Source organism: Bacillus siamensis (assembly GCF_051628075.1).
GTDB lineage: Bacteria > Bacillota > Bacilli > Bacillales > Bacillaceae > Bacillus > Bacillus siamensis.
In genome coordinates, this window is sequence record NZ_CP155579.1 from 1,874,306 (window position 1) to 1,892,821 (window position 18,516).

Annotated in this window: 8 protein-coding genes; 3 read left to right on the top strand and 5 right to left on the bottom strand. The window is 45.0% G+C overall.

Going from position 1 to position 18,516, the window contains the following annotated elements:
* Window positions 1–90: 90 nt before the first annotated feature.
* From ABDB98_RS09320 to ABDB98_RS09330, 3 genes are read left to right on the top strand one after another with little or no spacing between them, the layout of a single operon-like run.
* Window positions 91–903, top strand: coding sequence for a hypothetical protein (locus ABDB98_RS09320; RefSeq protein WP_438422054.1), 813 nt, complete (start codon window positions 91–93; stop codon window positions 901–903).
* 1 nt (window position 904) lies between these two features.
* On the top strand, window positions 905–1,513 hold the full coding sequence (locus ABDB98_RS09325) for a DUF4166 domain-containing protein (protein WP_438422055.1): 609 nt from the start codon (window positions 905–907) through the stop codon (window positions 1,511–1,513).
* Window positions 1,507–3,135: a YndJ family transporter gene (locus ABDB98_RS09330; protein ID WP_438422056.1), complete on the top strand. Its 1,629-nt coding sequence runs from the start codon at window positions 1,507–1,509 to the stop codon at window positions 3,133–3,135. Before ABDB98_RS09325 ends, ABDB98_RS09330 begins: the two co-directional genes overlap by 7 nt.
* 658 nt (window positions 3,136–3,793) lie before the next feature.
* On the opposite strand, the gene ABDB98_RS09335 is transcribed toward ABDB98_RS09330, so the two are convergent.
* The 5 genes from ABDB98_RS09335 to ABDB98_RS09355 all read right to left on the bottom strand — a co-directional run bounded on the left by ABDB98_RS09335 (window position 3,794) and on the right by ABDB98_RS09355 (window position 18,432).
* Window positions 3,794–4,930 carry a choline esterase gene (locus ABDB98_RS09335; protein WP_438422057.1) on the bottom strand — a complete coding sequence of 379 codons (1,137 nt, stop codon included), beginning with the start codon at window positions 4,928–4,930 and terminating at the stop codon, window positions 3,794–3,796.
* A gap of 567 nt (window positions 4,931–5,497) precedes the next feature.
* Entirely contained in the window at window positions 5,498–6,997 is a 1,500-nt protein-coding gene (locus ABDB98_RS09340; protein WP_438422059.1) for a cellulase family glycosylhydrolase, read from the bottom strand.
* Window positions 6,998–7,415: 418 nt separating this feature from the next.
* Complete coding sequence (locus ABDB98_RS09345) at window positions 7,416–8,687, bottom strand: glucuronoxylanase (RefSeq protein ID WP_438422061.1); 1,272 nt, start codon at window positions 8,685–8,687, stop codon at window positions 7,416–7,418.
* Window positions 8,688–8,764: 77 nt separating this feature from the next.
* Window positions 8,765–10,303, bottom strand: a complete 1,539-nt coding sequence (locus tag ABDB98_RS09350; RefSeq protein ID WP_438422062.1) for a glycoside hydrolase family 43 protein — start codon at window positions 10,301–10,303, stop codon at window positions 8,765–8,767.
* Between the two features lie 308 nt (window positions 10,304–10,611).
* Window positions 10,612–18,432 (bottom strand): amino acid adenylation domain-containing protein, encoded by a 7,821-nt coding sequence (locus tag ABDB98_RS09355; protein WP_438422063.1) that lies wholly within the window; start codon window positions 18,430–18,432, stop codon window positions 10,612–10,614.
* Between the last annotated feature and the right edge of the window lie 84 nt (window positions 18,433–18,516).

Consider the following 18,516-nt stretch of genomic DNA (forward strand, 5'->3'; position numbering starts at 1 on the left):
GGCTTATATTCCTGAAATCTTATTGCGGAATTTCATACATCCCTATGATAATATAGGAATTGTTTACAAAAGAAGGGGATAGGAGGGAGTATGAAACAGAAGCCGATATATGTCGAAATCAATATGGCGTCTGATATAGAAACGCTTTGGGAATATACGCAAAACCCGGTTCTTCATAAGGAATGGGACCTGCGCTTTTCTCACATTACATATCTTCATAAGTTACCGGATGAACCGCAGAGATTCCTATATGAAACGCGAATCGGTTTTGGGCTGAAGGTGTCCGGCACGGGTGAATCAATGGGTGACATAAGGCCTCAATCGTCAGAAAGGGTGTCGGCGCTTGCTTTTGCATCTGATCATCCGCTGTCTCTGATAAAAGACGGCCGGGGCTACTGGAGGTATATAGAGCGGGATAACGGGGATATCACATTTTTGACTCAATATCAATATGAAACGGCCTGGGGTCTGCCGGGAAGATGGATAGACCGGTTTTTATTTCGTCCGCTGCTCGGCTGGGCTACCGCATGGAGCTTTGATGCGTTGCGGCTTTGGATAGAACAAAGCCGACATCCGAGGATATCAGTCCGTTTCGGGTTTGTCTATGTCCTGATGTGTCTCGTATTCAGTTTGTATTGGTTTTTTCAAGGTTTTCATGATGGCTGTGCCGATGCAGAGATCGTGAAAGGAGCGCTGAAGACAGGATTAGGGATATTATGGCTGCTGCCTATGCGGAGAAAGCGGCTGATCCACGCCGGACAGTCAGCCTTCTTTTGTATAACGGCAATGCTGTATTCCGGCGGCGGATTCGCCATTCCATTAGGATTACTTACGATAGCGGGTATGATTCTTACATTCCTGCTGCCGAGCGCCGCGCATACAAAACGAAAGAGAGAGAAGTGAAATGACGGATTCAATGTATGAAAAAGCGATTATTCATTATCAATTCCTGCATCCGATGCTGCAGAAACGGTACAAGCTTGCCGGATCACGCACGTTTTGCGGAGAAGGGGTTATGTCAGAAATTAAGGGAGGCTCGTTGTTTGTCAGAATGCTTTTAAAGACAGGCGTTTTTTTCAGATGTTTTTTCTCAGAGAGGGGAACAGATATCCCTTTTACCATTGAGAACAAAAACAGGCAAAATGGTGTGGAGTGGAACCGCACCTTTTTCTTTAAAGGTAAAACACGTTTTTTTGATGCGGTCATGGAATATGACGAGCGGGAAAACAGAATTCTTGATTACTTCGGCAAACCTCACATCCTGCTGTCTGAACTGCATTTAGAAGCGTCTTCAGACGGAGGGCTTGTTATTACATCCGGAAAGCAGTGGCTCCTGATAGGCGGAAAGAAAATCCCGCTTCCGGCTTGGCTGTGCGGCAGTTCAACCGTTTATGAGTCTTATGATGAGGAAATGAATTGTTTCAGCATAAAGGTTCACGTGAAAAACCGGATACTCGGCACAATTTTCTCTTACCGGGGGACTTTCCGGGAAACAGAGGGAGAAACATGCTGAAGCGTCATCTCATGGTAGGCGCGGTTTGCTTTTTGGGTTTTGCGGCGGCTGAAGCACCGCATCTATCAGCTGCTGAGACGTTTGTTTTATTATCCGTACTATTTTTCGTTCCTGCTGTATTCGGCTTTGCGTTTCGGCCGTCAAAGACCTTAGAGAATGTGCTATTACGGAGTTATCCCATTGCCGCTTTATGTGCAGTGCTTGCGCTGATTACAGACTTCAGCTTTTTTGCCTTTGTCTGGCTCATTTATACGCTTGGACTTGCACTGTATGCTGTATGGCGGCTCATGAAAACAAATATCCACAGAACGGAAGAGATGTCTGTTATGATGGGTTTCATTTATTTGGCCGGCGGCGGATTTTGGTTTTTTGCATATATCCTTAAGATTCCTATCATGGATTTCGGTCCGCTTATCGTGCTGCTGACGGCGGTGCACTTTCACTATTCGGCTTTTCTCATTCCGATCTTTAACGGATTGCTCGGCAGAATCCTGCGGGAGAACCGCGTTCTTTACATGCTGAGTACGGTCATCCTCCTGATTTCGCCGATCCTTATCGCCCTGGGGATTACATTTTCAAAGACACTTGATGTGATTGCTGTCGCTCTGTATCTGACGGGTCTGTATGTTAATGCGTATCTCGTCTTTAAGGCGCCGTTTGCTGTGAAAACAGCCAGGTTCTTGATCAGGAGTTCTTCGGCTGTGTTAATGATTACAATTGCTTTTTCTTTAATATATTCGTTCGGTGTCTACCGCGAGGCGGCAACGCTCACGATCAGTCAGATGATTTGGATTCACGGGGCCGTCAATGCATTCGGCGTTATTCTGCCGGCTTTGGCGGGATGGAGGTTGGAAAATCCGAGACCGTTCGATGAGAACAGTGAAAGAACGTTCAGCCGAATTTACGGGAAGGGAACGATAGGCAAAGATTTTTTGACTGACATTCATGCAGCAAATGAAATCCATTATACCGGCATTCAGGATCAGATGAGAGAACTGCATTCTGAAGACTTTTCAACTGAAAACCTGGCTCCGGCCGTTATTTCCTTTTATGAAGAGACAATCGATTATGACATCAAGGCAAAAGTGACGTGGAGCGGATGGTTTCGTCCGTTCGCGCGCATGTACGAGCCGTTCAGCAGAAGAGCGGGGCAGATCCACCTGTCAATGAATCCGGATTGGTATACCATGCACTCTAGCATGAAAGGAGTCGATTCTGACAGAGACGGCAGAAAAAATGTCCGGGCGTGGATCAGAACAAATGACAAGCAGGAAACCGTTTTTACTGCGCTGTATTCAGCGTACAGGTCAAAAGGGGAGGGATACATGAATATTTCTCTCCCGCTGCCGTATGGCCAAATGACGGGCATTTTAAAACCTTATACACATAAGCAGAATCTTGTTTTGACGAGCAGACGCCGAAAAAGCGGAGCGGGTGATGAAGGGATTTATCTGCAGACGAAATGGGGAGCATGCCATCTTCCTCTGGCAGAGACATTTCTTATTGCGGCCCGGAGCGAAACAAGCTTGAAGGCCATTCATCATATGTGGCTGTTCGGCCTGAAGTTTTTAACTGTGCAGTATCGGATCACTCACACATCCGCAGGTAAGCAAAGCAAATAACAAGCTGTAAAGCCGTCTGTTCAAGACGGCTTATTTATCATGTAAATATAGAAACATCCTGAAATTATGAAATGGAAGCGCTATCGTAATTGTATTGTACTCAACATTCGTCATTTAACTTGAAATCGCTTGGCGGTTCAATATATTTGGAGCTGGGGCTCAGAGCTGAATTATATTTCGCAACAGCGCTCAGGCTGACAACTGTTATACTTTCACTGCGTGGGGAGCCAGTGCAAAAAATCTTCGAAAATGAGCAAGGAAAGTGTAAAAAAGTATTACCAGACATGAATTTTTTATTTGTGTGTTGATTGGATAATAAAAATTACTTTTGCAGCGTTAGGTTTGATTCAGCTGTATCAACCGGAATTAAATTTGTGCGTGACAGATGAATAATAATAAGCGCAAACGGAATATGCGGTTATTTTGCTATACATTTCTTTTCTGTCTCATTGACTAAAGTATACTTAGTTTATGAGACAGGTAATTCATCTCCTTATTTAACTTCCTAGAATATATATTATGTAAACTAAAAATTATGAAGAGAATATAATCGATCCATTCTAACAGCACTCCCTTTTTGCAGTGTACTATTAAAAAACCTCTACGTCCTTAAATTGGTCATAAAGGTTTTTCGGTTTGAGTATTTTAATCGGTTATGTCACTCGATGCCGGTCTTCTTGATCAATTCCACGCCATCGTATGCTAGACTTTCCACACTTGCAGCCTTTTGCAGTATGTAATGATCAAAAAAGTTCTTCGTATAGTTTGTAATAAGATTCCGCATCTCCATAGCATCCCGTTCGCCTCTGAGTTCCGCATTCACACTGGTAAACACGATGTCGCAGTAATCTAAATGCGCAGCACGATCAACTGAGAAATAATAGGTTTCCATGCTATTGTTAGCGCCAATTATCGCAATCATGTTATAGTTCGGTTCACAAAACAGCAGCAAAAAGGGTTTTTTAAGGTCGCTGTCGAGAAGGCCGAACGCACCGCTATCCAGACCAATCCCGCAGGTGAACCGGTCGTCGTCCCGGCAAACAATCGCCGTCGTAGGCCCTCCGTAAGAATGTCCGACTATGCCCATGCCGATGTCAAGCAGCAATCTGTCCTTAAAGATGGAATTCAGCTCTCCAGAGTCCAGTTTGTAAAGATAATCGGCTGCATACCTTACATCTTCCGCCTGTAATTCACTATACTTTGTTAACTTGTCAAGTATCGGCAGTGAAAGCACGTTACGGCACATTTCAATGGCTGTTTCATCGTCTGGCCGCATCTCCATCTTACCAGCCAACGCCAGCATTTCCGGATCTTCAGAAAACGCCAAAATGACATCCGAAAAATCCTTTGATATATTAAACAGACGCCCATCTTTACGCTTATACATCGTGCTATTCTGATGGCCGATGCTTACCACAACATATCCCATGCTTGCCAAGTCTGAACAGATCACTGTGCCCCATTCTGGAGAACCGCCTCCGCCGCAAACATAGAATAACACCGGATAACGCTTTTCTTTCCCGGAGAGAGCAAGGTCGTCATAACATTGGGTCTTGATATCTATAGAGTAAGCATCCTTCAACGCAGTGAGAAGTGGCTGCTCATCAAGCATTTCGCAGACTTCAGGAAACATGTACGTTGATGTAGTCTTCCCTTCGCTGCTGTCGGACGGATAGTACACAAACGCCGTCAGTTCTCTTTTTGAGTGATCTGATGCCGTGTACTCAAAATCCATCTGGGTTCGGCCGACGGTATAGCCGCCAATTGGTTTTGGAAATGTGTCATAAGTTTTCATTCTCTTGTTCCCCCTTAATGAATAAAAGTGGCGAATGTGAAATACATACATTGAATACTACATCCTATGTTCAGTGAGTCATATCTACTCCTTTGCTTTCTTGAGATCGCTAAAAATTTCAGAATATTTATGATCTTCAAGCAGCCCATGATACATAAAGTCAGCAAAGTACTTGCTAATCTTATGGTATAGCCTAGGCGTCAATATCAGGCCGGAGATATCCATCAGCCCTCATTCGGCACACATGCAGATATATACAAACTGTTTCAGTGAGTTTGATTTCCAAATCATTCAGCGGTTCGGTCACAATGCCATTAACGTTGCCAAATAAGCCAGTAAGGGAAAATTGTATATCCAAAAATAAAAAATCCCTACACATGGGTCTCGTACATGTACAAGGGCTTTTCAATTCAGCCGCAACGACCTTTTTCGTCATATCTCCATATGTGCATTTGTACAGGCCTATAGACTGTTTCAGAGTTTCATCCGACACGTAAACTTCTTTGTATTGCTGTTTTTAAGATCATAAAAGCGGACATCGTGTTGCTGATGTCCGCCTAAAGCTAACTAATTGGGTTCTGTTCCCCAAATCAGTTTTCCTTGATGATATAATGTGATTTTTTTCGTTGTTTTAAACGTATTTGATTGGAAAAAGGAATAATCGCCGCTTTGTGCATAATTGCTCCAGTCATCGTTGTGAAGACGAAGCTGAATATTCCCTGTGCTTGCTCCTGGTGACAGTGTTCCTTTTTTAAACCCCAGTTCCAGATAGGTATCTGCACCTTGCTTAGGTTTATGCAGCGTCACAAACTTGTGGGTCAGATTGCCGCATCCAATCTGCGCGTAGTCACAGTCAAAGTTTTGGCGTTTGTTTTTCGCGTTATACCAGTAACGGGCAGTGACATCTTTTAAATCAACCGTCGTATTCCCGTTATTTTTTATGTGAAGCTGCGGGCGGATTTGGTTGCTGTTCACACCCCCATCCCCTGCTTTGTATTGTACAGAAATGCCGTTTTCCTGTGCGGGGTTATCTTGTGCCGGCGTTTCAGGGCGTTCTTTCGTTGAATCTTTGTTGCCGAGAATGTTTTCTCTTACGAATGTTCCTGAAGGAGTTAAATCTGCAAGCGGCCAGCCGCCAGTTTTAGATGCTCCCGGCTTTAACGCTGAGGATGATTCCTGCTTATCAGAAAGATTCCAGTTCACCCAGCTGATGTTCTTGCTGTCGAGATAATTCAGCCATTCCCGCGACTGGTCAAGGAATACACCGCCATTTCCAGACGCGTCGCTGGTTCCCCATTCCGTCACGAAAATAGGCGCTCCTTTACTGAGTGCATAGTTTGCTTTATCCCGTAAAGATTGGCCGTGTGTGCCGGCATAAAAATGAAGCGCGTACATGACGTTTGCATCTTTCAGCTGATCGTCGGCTGCATCATTTACATCCTGGCTCCATGTACCGGTACCTACAATGATGGGATTGTCGGGGTCATTTTTGCGGATAACGGAAATCACTTCCTCCGCATACGGTTTAATATCCCGCTTCCAGTTCACATCGCCGTTTGGTTCATTTGCAATTTCATAAATGACGTTTGGCGTGTTTCCGTAAAGACTTGACATTTCCTTGAAAAATTCTTTCGCCTTCTCTTTATTTTGGTTTGGATTGCCGTCATTTAAGATATGCCAGTCAATGATGACATATATCCCAAGCTCTTTTGCCGCTTCAACCGCTTCTTTCACTTTATTTTTCACGGACGGGTTGTCAATATAACCGCCATCTGCCGTATACATCGCCGCGCGGAAAACGGTGATGCCCCAATCGTCTCTCAGCCATTTTAAGCTGTCTTTATTGACGAAATCACCATACCATTGCAATCCGTGTGAACTGATCCCTTTCAGCTGTACCGCTTTGCCGTCTCGGTTTACGAGCTGTGTCCCTTTTATGCTAAGCTGACCATTCTTGGCTACTGGCGTTTTTGTCCCTGCTGCAGATGCCGGCGGAGCCAGCATGCCGCCCATTGTCAATACCGCAATCAATAAACACGAAATAAAAATAGAGATTGACCGTTTCATATCTGATCTTTTCCTCCTTCACATCATTTTGGCTCTCACTTCTTATGAGCACGAACTCATTGTAAAAATCTTTCTCATGATTGTCTATCAACCTAATTTCTTGTTTTTGGGAGGTTTAAAAGCCTGTCAATTTGCTCTATCCCTATTGAATAAGATACACCTGACATATATAGAACAAAGAAAACTGGACGGAATCGGGACTTTACACGTCATTTTTCAATCGAATCGAAAAATTAAATTTATTTCCAACGTAGATACGCTAAATGTGATGAGTCTCAATATAGCATTGAATCTTATGATTTTCGCTAATAGTAAAAAATTAACATTTCTCCCTCTCTCCACAGAAAATAAGCCAATTTTCTTTTTGGAGTCAGAAAATTGGCTTATTGCTATGGTCTATTTGAACAATCAGATGCCTTTAACGCTTTACAACAAATGTTGTCACGCTTTGAGCCGGCAGATGGGCCCAAAAGTGATTGTCCGTTACTTTGAGATCCGTTCCAGGCTGAAGATTGCTGCTGCTGCTCGTGATCCATCTGGATACCCCAGAAGCAGATCCGTTCTGCAACACAAAGTTTTGGTTGACCCCTGTATTGGTTTTGTTAATGGCGACAATCACGACTTTGTTGTCACCTTTATAGGCTGACACGTAAACATTCGGATTAGGGTTTTTCGTTGCATCAATCCTTACATATCCAGGGCGCACAAACTTTGAGAAATGGGCCATATTGTAGCCTCGTTTGCTGATCGTGCCATCTTCTTTCATAGGACCATATGATCTTCGGATGTACCACCAAACATAAGCTTGAAAATCCCCTTCTACCATTGAACTGTGAATATGTTGTGAAACATCCAAGGCCTCAGGCCATCGATCCGCGGAGTTGTTATCACTGTTCGGATAGTATACTTCCGTCATCCAAAGGTCTTTCCCCGCTCCTTTTTGTTTAAAAAGAGGATAAGGGAATTGACTGACCTGAGTCCCGTACAGGTGGGTTCCGAGAATATCCATATTGGCAAGAGCCTGAGGATCGTTCAAGATCGGGTCAGACAAATTCTTTAAGTATTGAAATGATTCAGGCGCAACGACGCGGGCATTGATCGAGCCGGCGTTTTCTCTCATAAAGCGAAGTATTTCTTGCGGCGTCCACCACGTCCACTCGTGAGCGTAATCAGGCTCGTTTTGGATGGAAATCGCATACAGATTCACACCATTACTCTTCATGAAGGTAACGAAATCGTTAAGATGCTGCGCGTATGCGGCATACTTATCGTATCTCAGCCGCTTAGCTGATGTGTCACCATTATGATTGAAAGTCTCGACCATATCGTTTGGCGGATTCCAGGGAGAAGCGAAAACGATTGCTCCATGTTTGATCGCAGTCTTTGCAGTCTCCACTTCTTTGTACCAGTTATTTCTATTTTCATCTATATGAATTCTTAAGATCGAAAAGCCTAACTGGTTCTGTCCATTGCCAAAAGCAGTTTCTCTTTGAGCAGCTGTTAAATCTCCAACCCAAGCCGGGTGGTTCATCCCTCCAAAACCGCGAATCACTTGTCTTTCTGCAGAAATGTTAACTGTTACATCATTTGCCGCCAACACCTCAGCAGCGCCTGGGCCCATTAACATTACTGACAGCGTAGTGAAACATACCAATAATAGACAAATTGTTTTTTTTACGCTCGACATCATTTTTTCCTCTCCTTTATCTGTCTTTTACCGTATTAGAAAAATGTGTTCTGTCCTGCTTTTATATCACAAAACTGATGTTATCTTTGCGTAAATTGCCAATAATCAAAATTAAACAAGTTTCCTGAACCTGTTCCGGTAAATACAAAGAATACGTTGTGCACACCTGCTGCGCCGCTTACCGCAGTTTCTATTTCTCTCCAATTTTGTGTTCCGCCTGTGGAAGGGACATTCAGTGTTCCCGCAAGCTTACCGGTTGGACTATCGAGACGCACTTCTATTTTCCCGCCAAGAGCGGATGCTACATTTGCTTTAAACGTTCTGGCACCGCCTGACCCGAAGTCTGCATTTCCTACAGCAATCCAGTCTCCGTTATGAATGTTTGTGACATGTTGATTATTGAACGGCCCGCCGGGTGCAGAGGAATTCTCGGTCAAAATCCGTCCATTCCAGGCAAACGTTTCAGCTTCTACCCGGTTGTATGGATTCAAGTTAGAAAGCTGTTTTACGCCTGTATAATTTGCCGCCACCTCTTGAATCGATCCGTCTGGATTATGCACAAGCTTATTAATATGGGGAGAACGGTATCCTTTGCCGGCCCCAAACAGAGCGGAGCTGACAGTTTGAGTATGATACACCGTGTACCACTCGTTTTTAAAATTGAAAACGGCATGATGGTTGTTTCCGCCGCCTCCGAAAAATGCACCCGGATTTTTCAGGAAGTGCCCTCTATATGTAAAGGGACCCATGGGACTTGAGCTGGTCATGTAGCCGATCTCACCTGGGCGTTTATCGGCCGGGTGCGCGCCGCTGAAATTGATGCAATAGGAATAGTAATATGTCCCGTTATATTTGTGCATTCCCGAATCTTCAAACATGAAAGGCGCATCGATCGTAGATGCACTTCCCACAATACTGGTCATATCAGGCCCTAATTTCATGACTCTTGCTGTTTTAGGGTTTGCCCATTGCTCCTGCGTCGGATTTGAACCTCCAGGGATGCCTCCGCCGGCATACAGGTAACCGGTACCGTCGTCATCTACGAATACTGCCGGATCAAAAAGCCATACAACGCCGGACATTCCTGGTGTACTTGGCGTCACCAGCGGTTTTCCGATCGGATCTGTCCACGGGCCGGTCGGGCTGTCTGCGGTGAGAACCCCGATACCTCCGCCGCTGTTTGCGAAATAAAGGAAAAATTTGTCCTTGCCATTTATCTTTTTAACGGCGACTGACGGGGCCCAGGACGCACCTGCCCACTTTGCGATCCCCCGGCCGCCATTAGCGCCATAGGCACCTGCTACCGGAATGGCTCCGTGGTCTGTCCAGTTCACCATATCCGCTGAAGATATGACGAATACTCTATTCAAATTGGCAAATGAATTATCCTTAATCGTTCCGTTGCTGTTATATTCATAATCATCACTTGACATATAGATGTAGACTCTTCCGTTATAAGTCAGCGCAAACGGATCTGCGCCCAGATGATGGTCTATAAGCGGATTTGAATTCCCTGCATGTTTTGCAATTGGCGTACTGGCAGCATACGCAGACTTCCCAGATAAGCAGCTGAATAATAAAACAAGAACCCATAAACATAAGTTACATTTTTTCCTCATTACTTAATATCCCCCTTTTCCTAAAATAAGGGTCCTTTTGGGAAATTGCAGTGTTTGCAGCATACGACGACTTCCCAGTAAAGCAACTCAATCATAAAACAAGAACCCATAAACATAAGCTACACTTTTTTGTCATGACTGAATATCCTTCTTTTTCCTTAAAATGAGAATTTTCTTTTAACATTTGATGACAAATGGTCATGGAGAACGCATAACGAGGAAAGCGTTTCAAGCCTATGAGTTTACTCTCTTCTTTTTCGTACAAAATGCCGCTGACTGTCATCCAGCGGCATTTTACACTGGATCATTTACATGTTGTCAAACTTCGTATTTCCCGCAAATGATCCCATTGACAGTTGTTCTTCAAGAACAAGTCCGTGATGATGCCGTTCTTCAATCCGTTTAATAATAGATCGAATTGCATCGGTATTTTCTTCGATATTGTGAGGTTCAAAGATCGTCACGTGATCTCCTTTTAATTTGTACTCAAGATAATGCTGTGCTGTTGATTGTGTCCAGCCCCTATCATCGGTTACATCGCCGCATAGCAAATGATGGATGTTGGCGTTAACGGCGCCGGAATTGATCACTTCATTGTGGTACGCAAGATAGCCTCTGATTTTATCCTTAATCGAAGGAATGGTTAATATTTCTCTGTAATAGTCCGGAATAATGTCCATATTCAGATGGACGATCTCTTGGATTTCCTCTTCCGATAAATGAGTTACCGAATCGGTGATTTTAGAATCCAGCATAATCACATCAGATACGGTGCGGCCTCGCTTCTCCAAAGCTTTAGCAACCTCAAAAGCCAAATTCGATCCTGAAGAGTAACCAAGCAGAACGAAAGGCCCTTGTTCTTGAATGCGTATCATACTTTCTGCATATCGGTCAACGATCTCTTTCTCATGAGACGGCTCTTCTAAGAAATCAGCGGCATAGATGGTGCTGACGCCGTCAAGTCTTTTCGCCATTTCATTATAAACGAGTCCATATCCGATTAAAGGCGGGAAACAGAACACAGGGATTGAATCTTCCTGGTTCAGCTTGACGAATACGTTATGATCCGTCTCGGATTCGAAAACTGCCGCTTGAATGGCGCGTGCCATTGTTTCGATGGTAGGAAAATCGTATACGGCTTGATAATGCATGTTGAGTCCCATACCGGCGTTAATTTGATGAATGAGCTGCAATACTTTAAGTGAATGGCCGCCAACGTCAAAGAAGTGATCTTTAATCCCGGGGTCAGGCAGAGCTAAAATATCCTTCCATATATCGGCCAGCTGCTTTTCAATTAACGTTCCTGGCGCTGTGTATTCGGTTCCGGTAAGCCTATTTCCCTCAGGAGCCGGCAAAGCTTTTCGATCGATTTTCCCATTAGCAGTTATCGGCATCTTCTCTACTTGTACAAAATAAGCCGGAATCATATAAGCAGGCAGTTTGTTCAGCAAATGACGCTTCAGCTGCGCCGTATTTAATGACTCGTCTCCTGACAAGTAAGCGCACAGCTGCTTTGAGCCCTCTTTTTCAATCGCGATGACGACCGCTTCTTTGACAGCATCGAGTTGTAATAAAGATGCTTCAATCTCGCCGAGTTCTATCCGGTAGCCTCGGATTTTCACTTGATGATCGATTCGTCCCAAATACTCGATATTTCCGTCCGGCAGCCATCGCGCGACATCTCCCGTTTTGTACATTTTTTCACCTGCGGCAAACGGGTGTTCAACAAATTTCTCGGCCGTTAATTCCGGGCGGTTCAAATATCCTCTGGCTATGCCGGCCCCGCTAATGTATATTTCTCCGGGAACGTCGATCGGCACCGGCTTCATTCCCGCATCCAGCACATAAATATTCATATTGGCCGCGGCTGTACCGATTGGCACCGATTCTCGTCTGTCTTTCTGCGGATCAAAGGAATAAATCATACATCCGACGACTGTTTCCGTCGGTCCGTATTCGTTAAAGATTTCAATTTGATCTTGAAATCGCTCGCTGATGCTCCGGGCCAGCCTCACGCTTAAATTGTCGCCGCCTACAATCAGTTTCCGGATCCTGCACTCATGTGGAATGTCCATTTCATTTAATAACTGCAAATGAGCGGGAGTCAGCTTGATAATATCTACTCTGGAATCCCGTACAATAGATGGAAGCAAGGCAGCCCTGTCTTCTCCGCCGAAGACTATGATGGCATTGCCGCTGACGAGCGGTGTAAAAATAGACGTTACCGTTAAGTCGAAAGCGATGGAGGAGTACAGTGGGAAGTTGGTTTTTTCCCCCTTGACATATACTCTGGCAGCCCACCAAATATAATTGGTTAAGCCTCGATGCTCTATTAGTACGCCTTTGGGTTTGCCTGTAGAGCCAGATGTATAAATCGCATACGCTAAATCCTTCGAATCACTGATCCGCTCAAGATTAGAGTGCTCTTCGTGATAAGAGCTTTCCTCATCTAAGAGAACGATCGTTCCTGCATGTGCTGATCTCTGCTGAAGATGGTACTGTGTCAAGACGATCTCGGCTTTGGAATCTTCTAATATATACTGTATGCGGTGCTTCGGATAATCCGGATCAATAGGTACGTAGGCGCCGCCGGCTTTTAATACAGCCAGTATTCCCACAACCAGATCGATGCTATGTTCGCTGATGATGGCTGTGAGCCTGTCCGCTTGCATACCATTGGCCCTTAATGTTCGAGCTAATCGATTAGCCCGTTCATTGAGCTGTCGATACGTTAGTTTCTCATTTCCAAAAACAATCGCCACTTGCTCCGGCGTTCGCTCCGCTTGTTCTTCAAACAATTGATGAATCGTCTTTTCCTTTGGATACTCTGCCGCCGTATCATTGAACTTGTCTATCAGGAGCGATCGTTCATCCGCTGTTAATATCTCAAGGTCTTGAATGCGTATGTCCTGATCGTCCGCCATTTGATTCATGATTTGTATGAAATGCGTCTGCATCCGTTCGACACTTCCATGATCATAGACGTTGCTATTGTATACAAAATGAATGTCGATTTCTCCCGCGGGCATGACAATGAAATTGAAATCGTAATGGGTATGCTCTTCCATATGGAAATTGATAATGTCCAGCGCGTCACGATTCGGTTTCATATGCTCCATTTGTTTCTCGACCGGATAATTTTCAAATACCATGATATGACTGATCAGCTGTTGCTTTTGTTCGGTTTGAGCCTGAATTTCATATAACGGAAATGTATCATATCCTTGAGAAGCCAATGCTTGCTCCTGGCTCATTTTCAACACTTGTTCCACAGTCATTTCAGGCTGAGCCGTAATACGTACGGGAATGGTGTTGATAAATAAGCCGACCATGGACTCGATACCCGGAATTTCTGCCGGGCGTCCGGATACAACCGACCCGAAAACGACATCCTGACTGTTGTTGTATCTTTGCAGCAATAGTCCCCACGCACTTTGAATGAATGTATTCACGGTGACGTGATGCTTGCTTGCAGTCTGTCTGATTTCTTCTGACAGCTGCTTTCCGAGCCGGCATGCAAGCCTTTGTTTTTGATATCCTTTGCCTTGGTTTGAATCGGTTTTTTTCAGCAAAGCGGTTTGTCCTTCATAACCGTCCAAATATTTTTGCCAATAGGCTGAAGCGTTCTGATGATCCTGGTCTTCCAGCCATTCGATATACCGGCTGTACGGAGTGACGGCTTCCCGCTCCGCTTTTCTTCTATCAAGAATCGCATAATAGGTTTCAAATACTTCTTTCGTAATAAGAGGCAGACACCAGCCATCCATTAAAATATGATGGAAGCTCCATATCAATCGGACTTGGTCGTCCTCTGTACGAAGGATTGATACGCGCATTAACGCATCTTGGGTAAGGTCGAATCCTCTTGCCTTATCTTTTTGTACAAAGCCGGCAATGAACTCGTTTCGTTGTTTATTCTTCATGCTTCGAATATCTTCAACAGTTATTTCGATCGGTTTTTTTCGGAATACGATCTGTAAAGGCTGATCTTTCCATTCCGTATAAAAATGAGTCCGGAGAATCTCGTGTCTTTCCGCCAGCTGCGACAAACTCATTGAAAATGCCTCAATATCCAAGTCGCCTTTGAGGTCAAAAGCGGCTTGTTCAAAGTAAGCTCTGGAAGCCGAATCGATTAAACTATGGAACAGCATACCTTTCTGCATGGGAGTTAAAGGATATATATTTTCAATGTCGCCGATATGCTGTGTTTGCTGAACAAATTGATCTAATTCCTCGATTGTTATGTCCTTCAGCGAGATATCGCTTGGCGTCAGCTGAATGTCTTCTTGAGCTGTGCAATGTTCGATGACTTCTTTTAGGCTGTTCTTTAAGAGAGCTGCGCATGTTTCCATTGTTTCTCTTCGATATTGTTTACCGCTGTAACTGATGGCCAATGACAGCCGGCCGTCTGAGATCATGCCGTTAATGTCAAGCGTATAGGCAATGGGATGTCTGTCGCTTGCAATTTTCCCTCCGGAGTAAGGAGATACCTCGATTCCTCCATTTTCGAAATCTTGATCAAATTGTCCGAGGTAATTGAAGCTGATTTCCGGATGTCCGGTCCATTCTGATGCCTTCGGATGATCGGACAAATATTTCATCAGGCCATATCCTATTCCTTTTTGGGGAATCTGACGCAGCTGTTCTTTCACCGTCCTAATCCGCTGGGAGATGTCCCGGTCCGCCTGGATTTGAAGAGAAACCGGGTATTGGGTTGTGAACCAGCCCACCGTACGTGAAATATCAACGTCTTGAAAAATAGATTCCCTGCCGTGTCCTTCCAGATGAACATGAATTTCTTCATGCCCCGTCCAGCGATGAACAGCCATTCCGAGTCCGGTCAGCAATAAATCATTAATGTCAGTCGTATAGGCACGGTTCGATTTTTTTAATAAACGCTCGGTTTCTTCCTCTGTCCATTGGACGATGATCGTTTCCCGGTCTTCGGCCAGACCGGTCTCCTGCTCATTATCCTTTGGCAATTTGTGTTGTGAGATATGTTTCTGCTCAAGCCAATATTGATTTTTCGCTTCAAATTCCGGGCTTTCTGCATAACGTTTCAATCGTTCAGCCCATAACAGATAGGAATCCGTCTTCTTAGGGAGCGTGATCGCTTCTCCGTTTTGGAGCTGCTCATAAGCTGACGTTATATCCTCAAGTAAAATCCTCCACGATACGCCATCTACAACCAGATGATGAATCGCAATCAGCAAATGATCGCCATCCTGACATTGAAACAATCCCAGTTTCATGAGCGGACCATCGGCTAAATGGATGGATTGCTGAATGTCATTGGCTATCGTTTCTATCGTTTCGGCAGGGTTGTTTTCTTCGAGTAAAGAGAATACGTCGAGGCTGAATAATTCTCCTTCACTGATCCCGCGGGTTCTGGCTTCGTATCCATGATCTCCCTGAACATAGACCATGCGCAAAGCATCGTGATGCTCGGCAACCTTCTTCATGACTTTCTGAAGCTTCGATTCATCCAACCCCTCTTTAAAATAAAGCATGACAGATTGATTATAATGGTGCGGATCAGGGTATTGCCGGGCGAAAAACCAATGCTGGATCGGCGTCAATAAGGTACGGCCTTTGATTTCCCCTTGTTCTGCGATTCGGGTAACGGTCTCTATAAAAGGAGCAAGCCCGGAGATCGTCGGGTGTTTGAACAAGTGTTTGATGTCAAGCTTATACCCGGCTTGATATAAGCTTGAGGTTACCTGAATCGACTTAATCGAATCTCCTCCCAGCTCAAAGAAATGGTCATCGATTCCGACCTGTTCTGCGCCTAATACCGATTCCCACACCCCGGCCAGTATTTTTTCCAGTTCTGTCCGCGGAGCTGTATAAGGATTGCCGGTGAGATTTCCCGTTGGAGCAGGCAGCGCCTGACGATCTATTTTTCCGTTGGAAGTAAGCGGCATCGCTGCCAGCTGTACAAAATAAGCAGGGATCATATAGGACGGAAGCTGCCGGGACAGGTGCTCCCGAATTTCGCCTGCGGTTAAAGAATGCTGTGCGGTATAATAGGCGCACAAGGATGTTTCCCCGTTGGTTTCTTGTGCCGTAACGAGAGCTTCTTGAATCGGCGGTATTTGGAAAAATGCGGATTCGACTTCCCCGATTTCAATGCGGTAACCGCGGATTTTCACCTGGTGGTCGATCCGGCCTAAATATTCGATATTTCCGTCCGGCAGCCGCCTTGCTAAGTCTCCCGTCCGGTACATTTTCACCTCTGGTACAAAGGGGTGCTGCAAAAATCTTTCCGCCGTTAATTCCGCTCTGTTCAAGTATCCTCTGGCGATGCCGTCCCCGCTGATATATATTTCTCCCGGGACGCCGGCCGGCACCGGCTTCATGCTCTTATCCAGCACGAAAATGTTCATGTTGTCCGCGGCGGTTCCGATCGGCACTGATTCCCGTCTGTCGTTTTGCGGATCAAAGGAATAAATCATACAGCCGACGACTGTCTCTGTAGGCCCGTATTCGTTAAAAATTTCGATTTTTCCGCCGAATTTCCCGCTGATGCTTCGGGCGAGCCGCGTGCTTAAATTGTCACCGCCGACAATGAATTTCCGAATGGTGCACTCAGCAGGGATATTCATCTCTTTCAATAACTGCAAGTGCGCCGGGGTCAGCTTGATAATATCCGCCCTTGAATCCTGAATAATGGAATCAAGCAAGGCAGCACTGTTTTCTCCTCCGTAGACAATAATGGAATTTCCTGTAATAAGCGGAGTAAAAACAGACGTTATCGTCAGATCAAAAGCGATGGACGAATATAGGGGAAAGTTGGTTTTTTCCCCTTTGACATAGACCCGGCGGGCCCACCAAATATAATTGGTTAAGCCCTGATGCTCAATTGCCACTCCTTTAGGCTTGCCTGTGGAGCCTGACGTATAAATGACATAGGCCAAATCCTTCGTACTGCTGATCGGTTCCAGGTCAGAGCCGTCTTCGTGGTAAGAGCTTTCCTGATCGAGGAAAACCATTGTGCCCGCAAGTTCCAACTGTTTTTGAAAATGGCTCTGCGTCAGGATGATATCAGCTTGGGAGTCTTCTACTATATACTGTATGCGATGCTTCGGATAATCCGGGTCAATTGGCACATAGGCCCCTCCCGCTTTTAAAACGGCCAGTATTCCCACGACCAGTTCGATCTCATGTTCGCAGATAATCGCAGTGAGCCGATCCGTCTTTACCCCCTTTTTCCTTAACGTTCGGGCTAATTGATTGGCACGTTCATTGAGCTGGCGATATGTGAATTGCTTTTCTCCGCAAATAACGGCTGGTTGATCCGGTGTTCGTTTCATCTGTTCTTCGAATAACTGATAAACCGTCTTATCCCGGGGATATTCAGTTTTCGCAGTTTGATTGTCAACGAGAAGTGAATGTGTCTCCGATTCTGGCAAAATATTCACTTGGCCGAGGGGGAGCTCAGGCTGAAATAATATGACAGAAAATAGACGGTTTAAATGTCCGAGCACCTGCATCATATACTGGCGGTCATAGACTTGTTCATTAAAACATAACTTTATGTCAATCAAGTCTTCACCCATAGCAAACTGGAATAAAGCATCTGCAGCAGCCGTTTCTATGAAACCATCAGGATGAATTTGCTCTAGTGAAACGACTGTATGGATGATCGGCAAATGATTTGCATTGTAGTTCAGCCTCAGCTGTCCGGCCATTTTATCAAAGGGAACGTCCTGATATAAGATCGCTTCGTCCAGCGTATGTTTCAATTCATGGAAAATTGATTTAAACGTACTGCCGGAATTGATATGCTGTTTGATTAACATGAGCTGGTCTGAACGAAGATCTTCATCAGTTTCGTCTTCAAAGGTTGGAACCCCTGTAATCACGCCCTCTTCCCCCGTGTATTTGTATAAAAGGGATTCAATTCCGATCAGGAGAACCAGATAGACGGCCATTGGCGTTTGGTTCGTCATGGTCAGGATGCGCCGTGATACATCCGCACTCAATGAACTGTGAATACAATCAGATCCGCTTGTTATATCACGCTTTACTGTTGAGTCGGACATTTGAAACGAAGGGAATGCACTAGGACGGTCTTCCGTGTGAAACATTCGGCCCCAGAACAACTCCTGTTGTTTGAATTCTGACACTCATATCCCTCCAGTTGGTTTCATTCCTGTTTTGCAGGCGGCTGGCGGCAGCCGCGGCATTCATGCCGGGACAGCCGCTGCCCC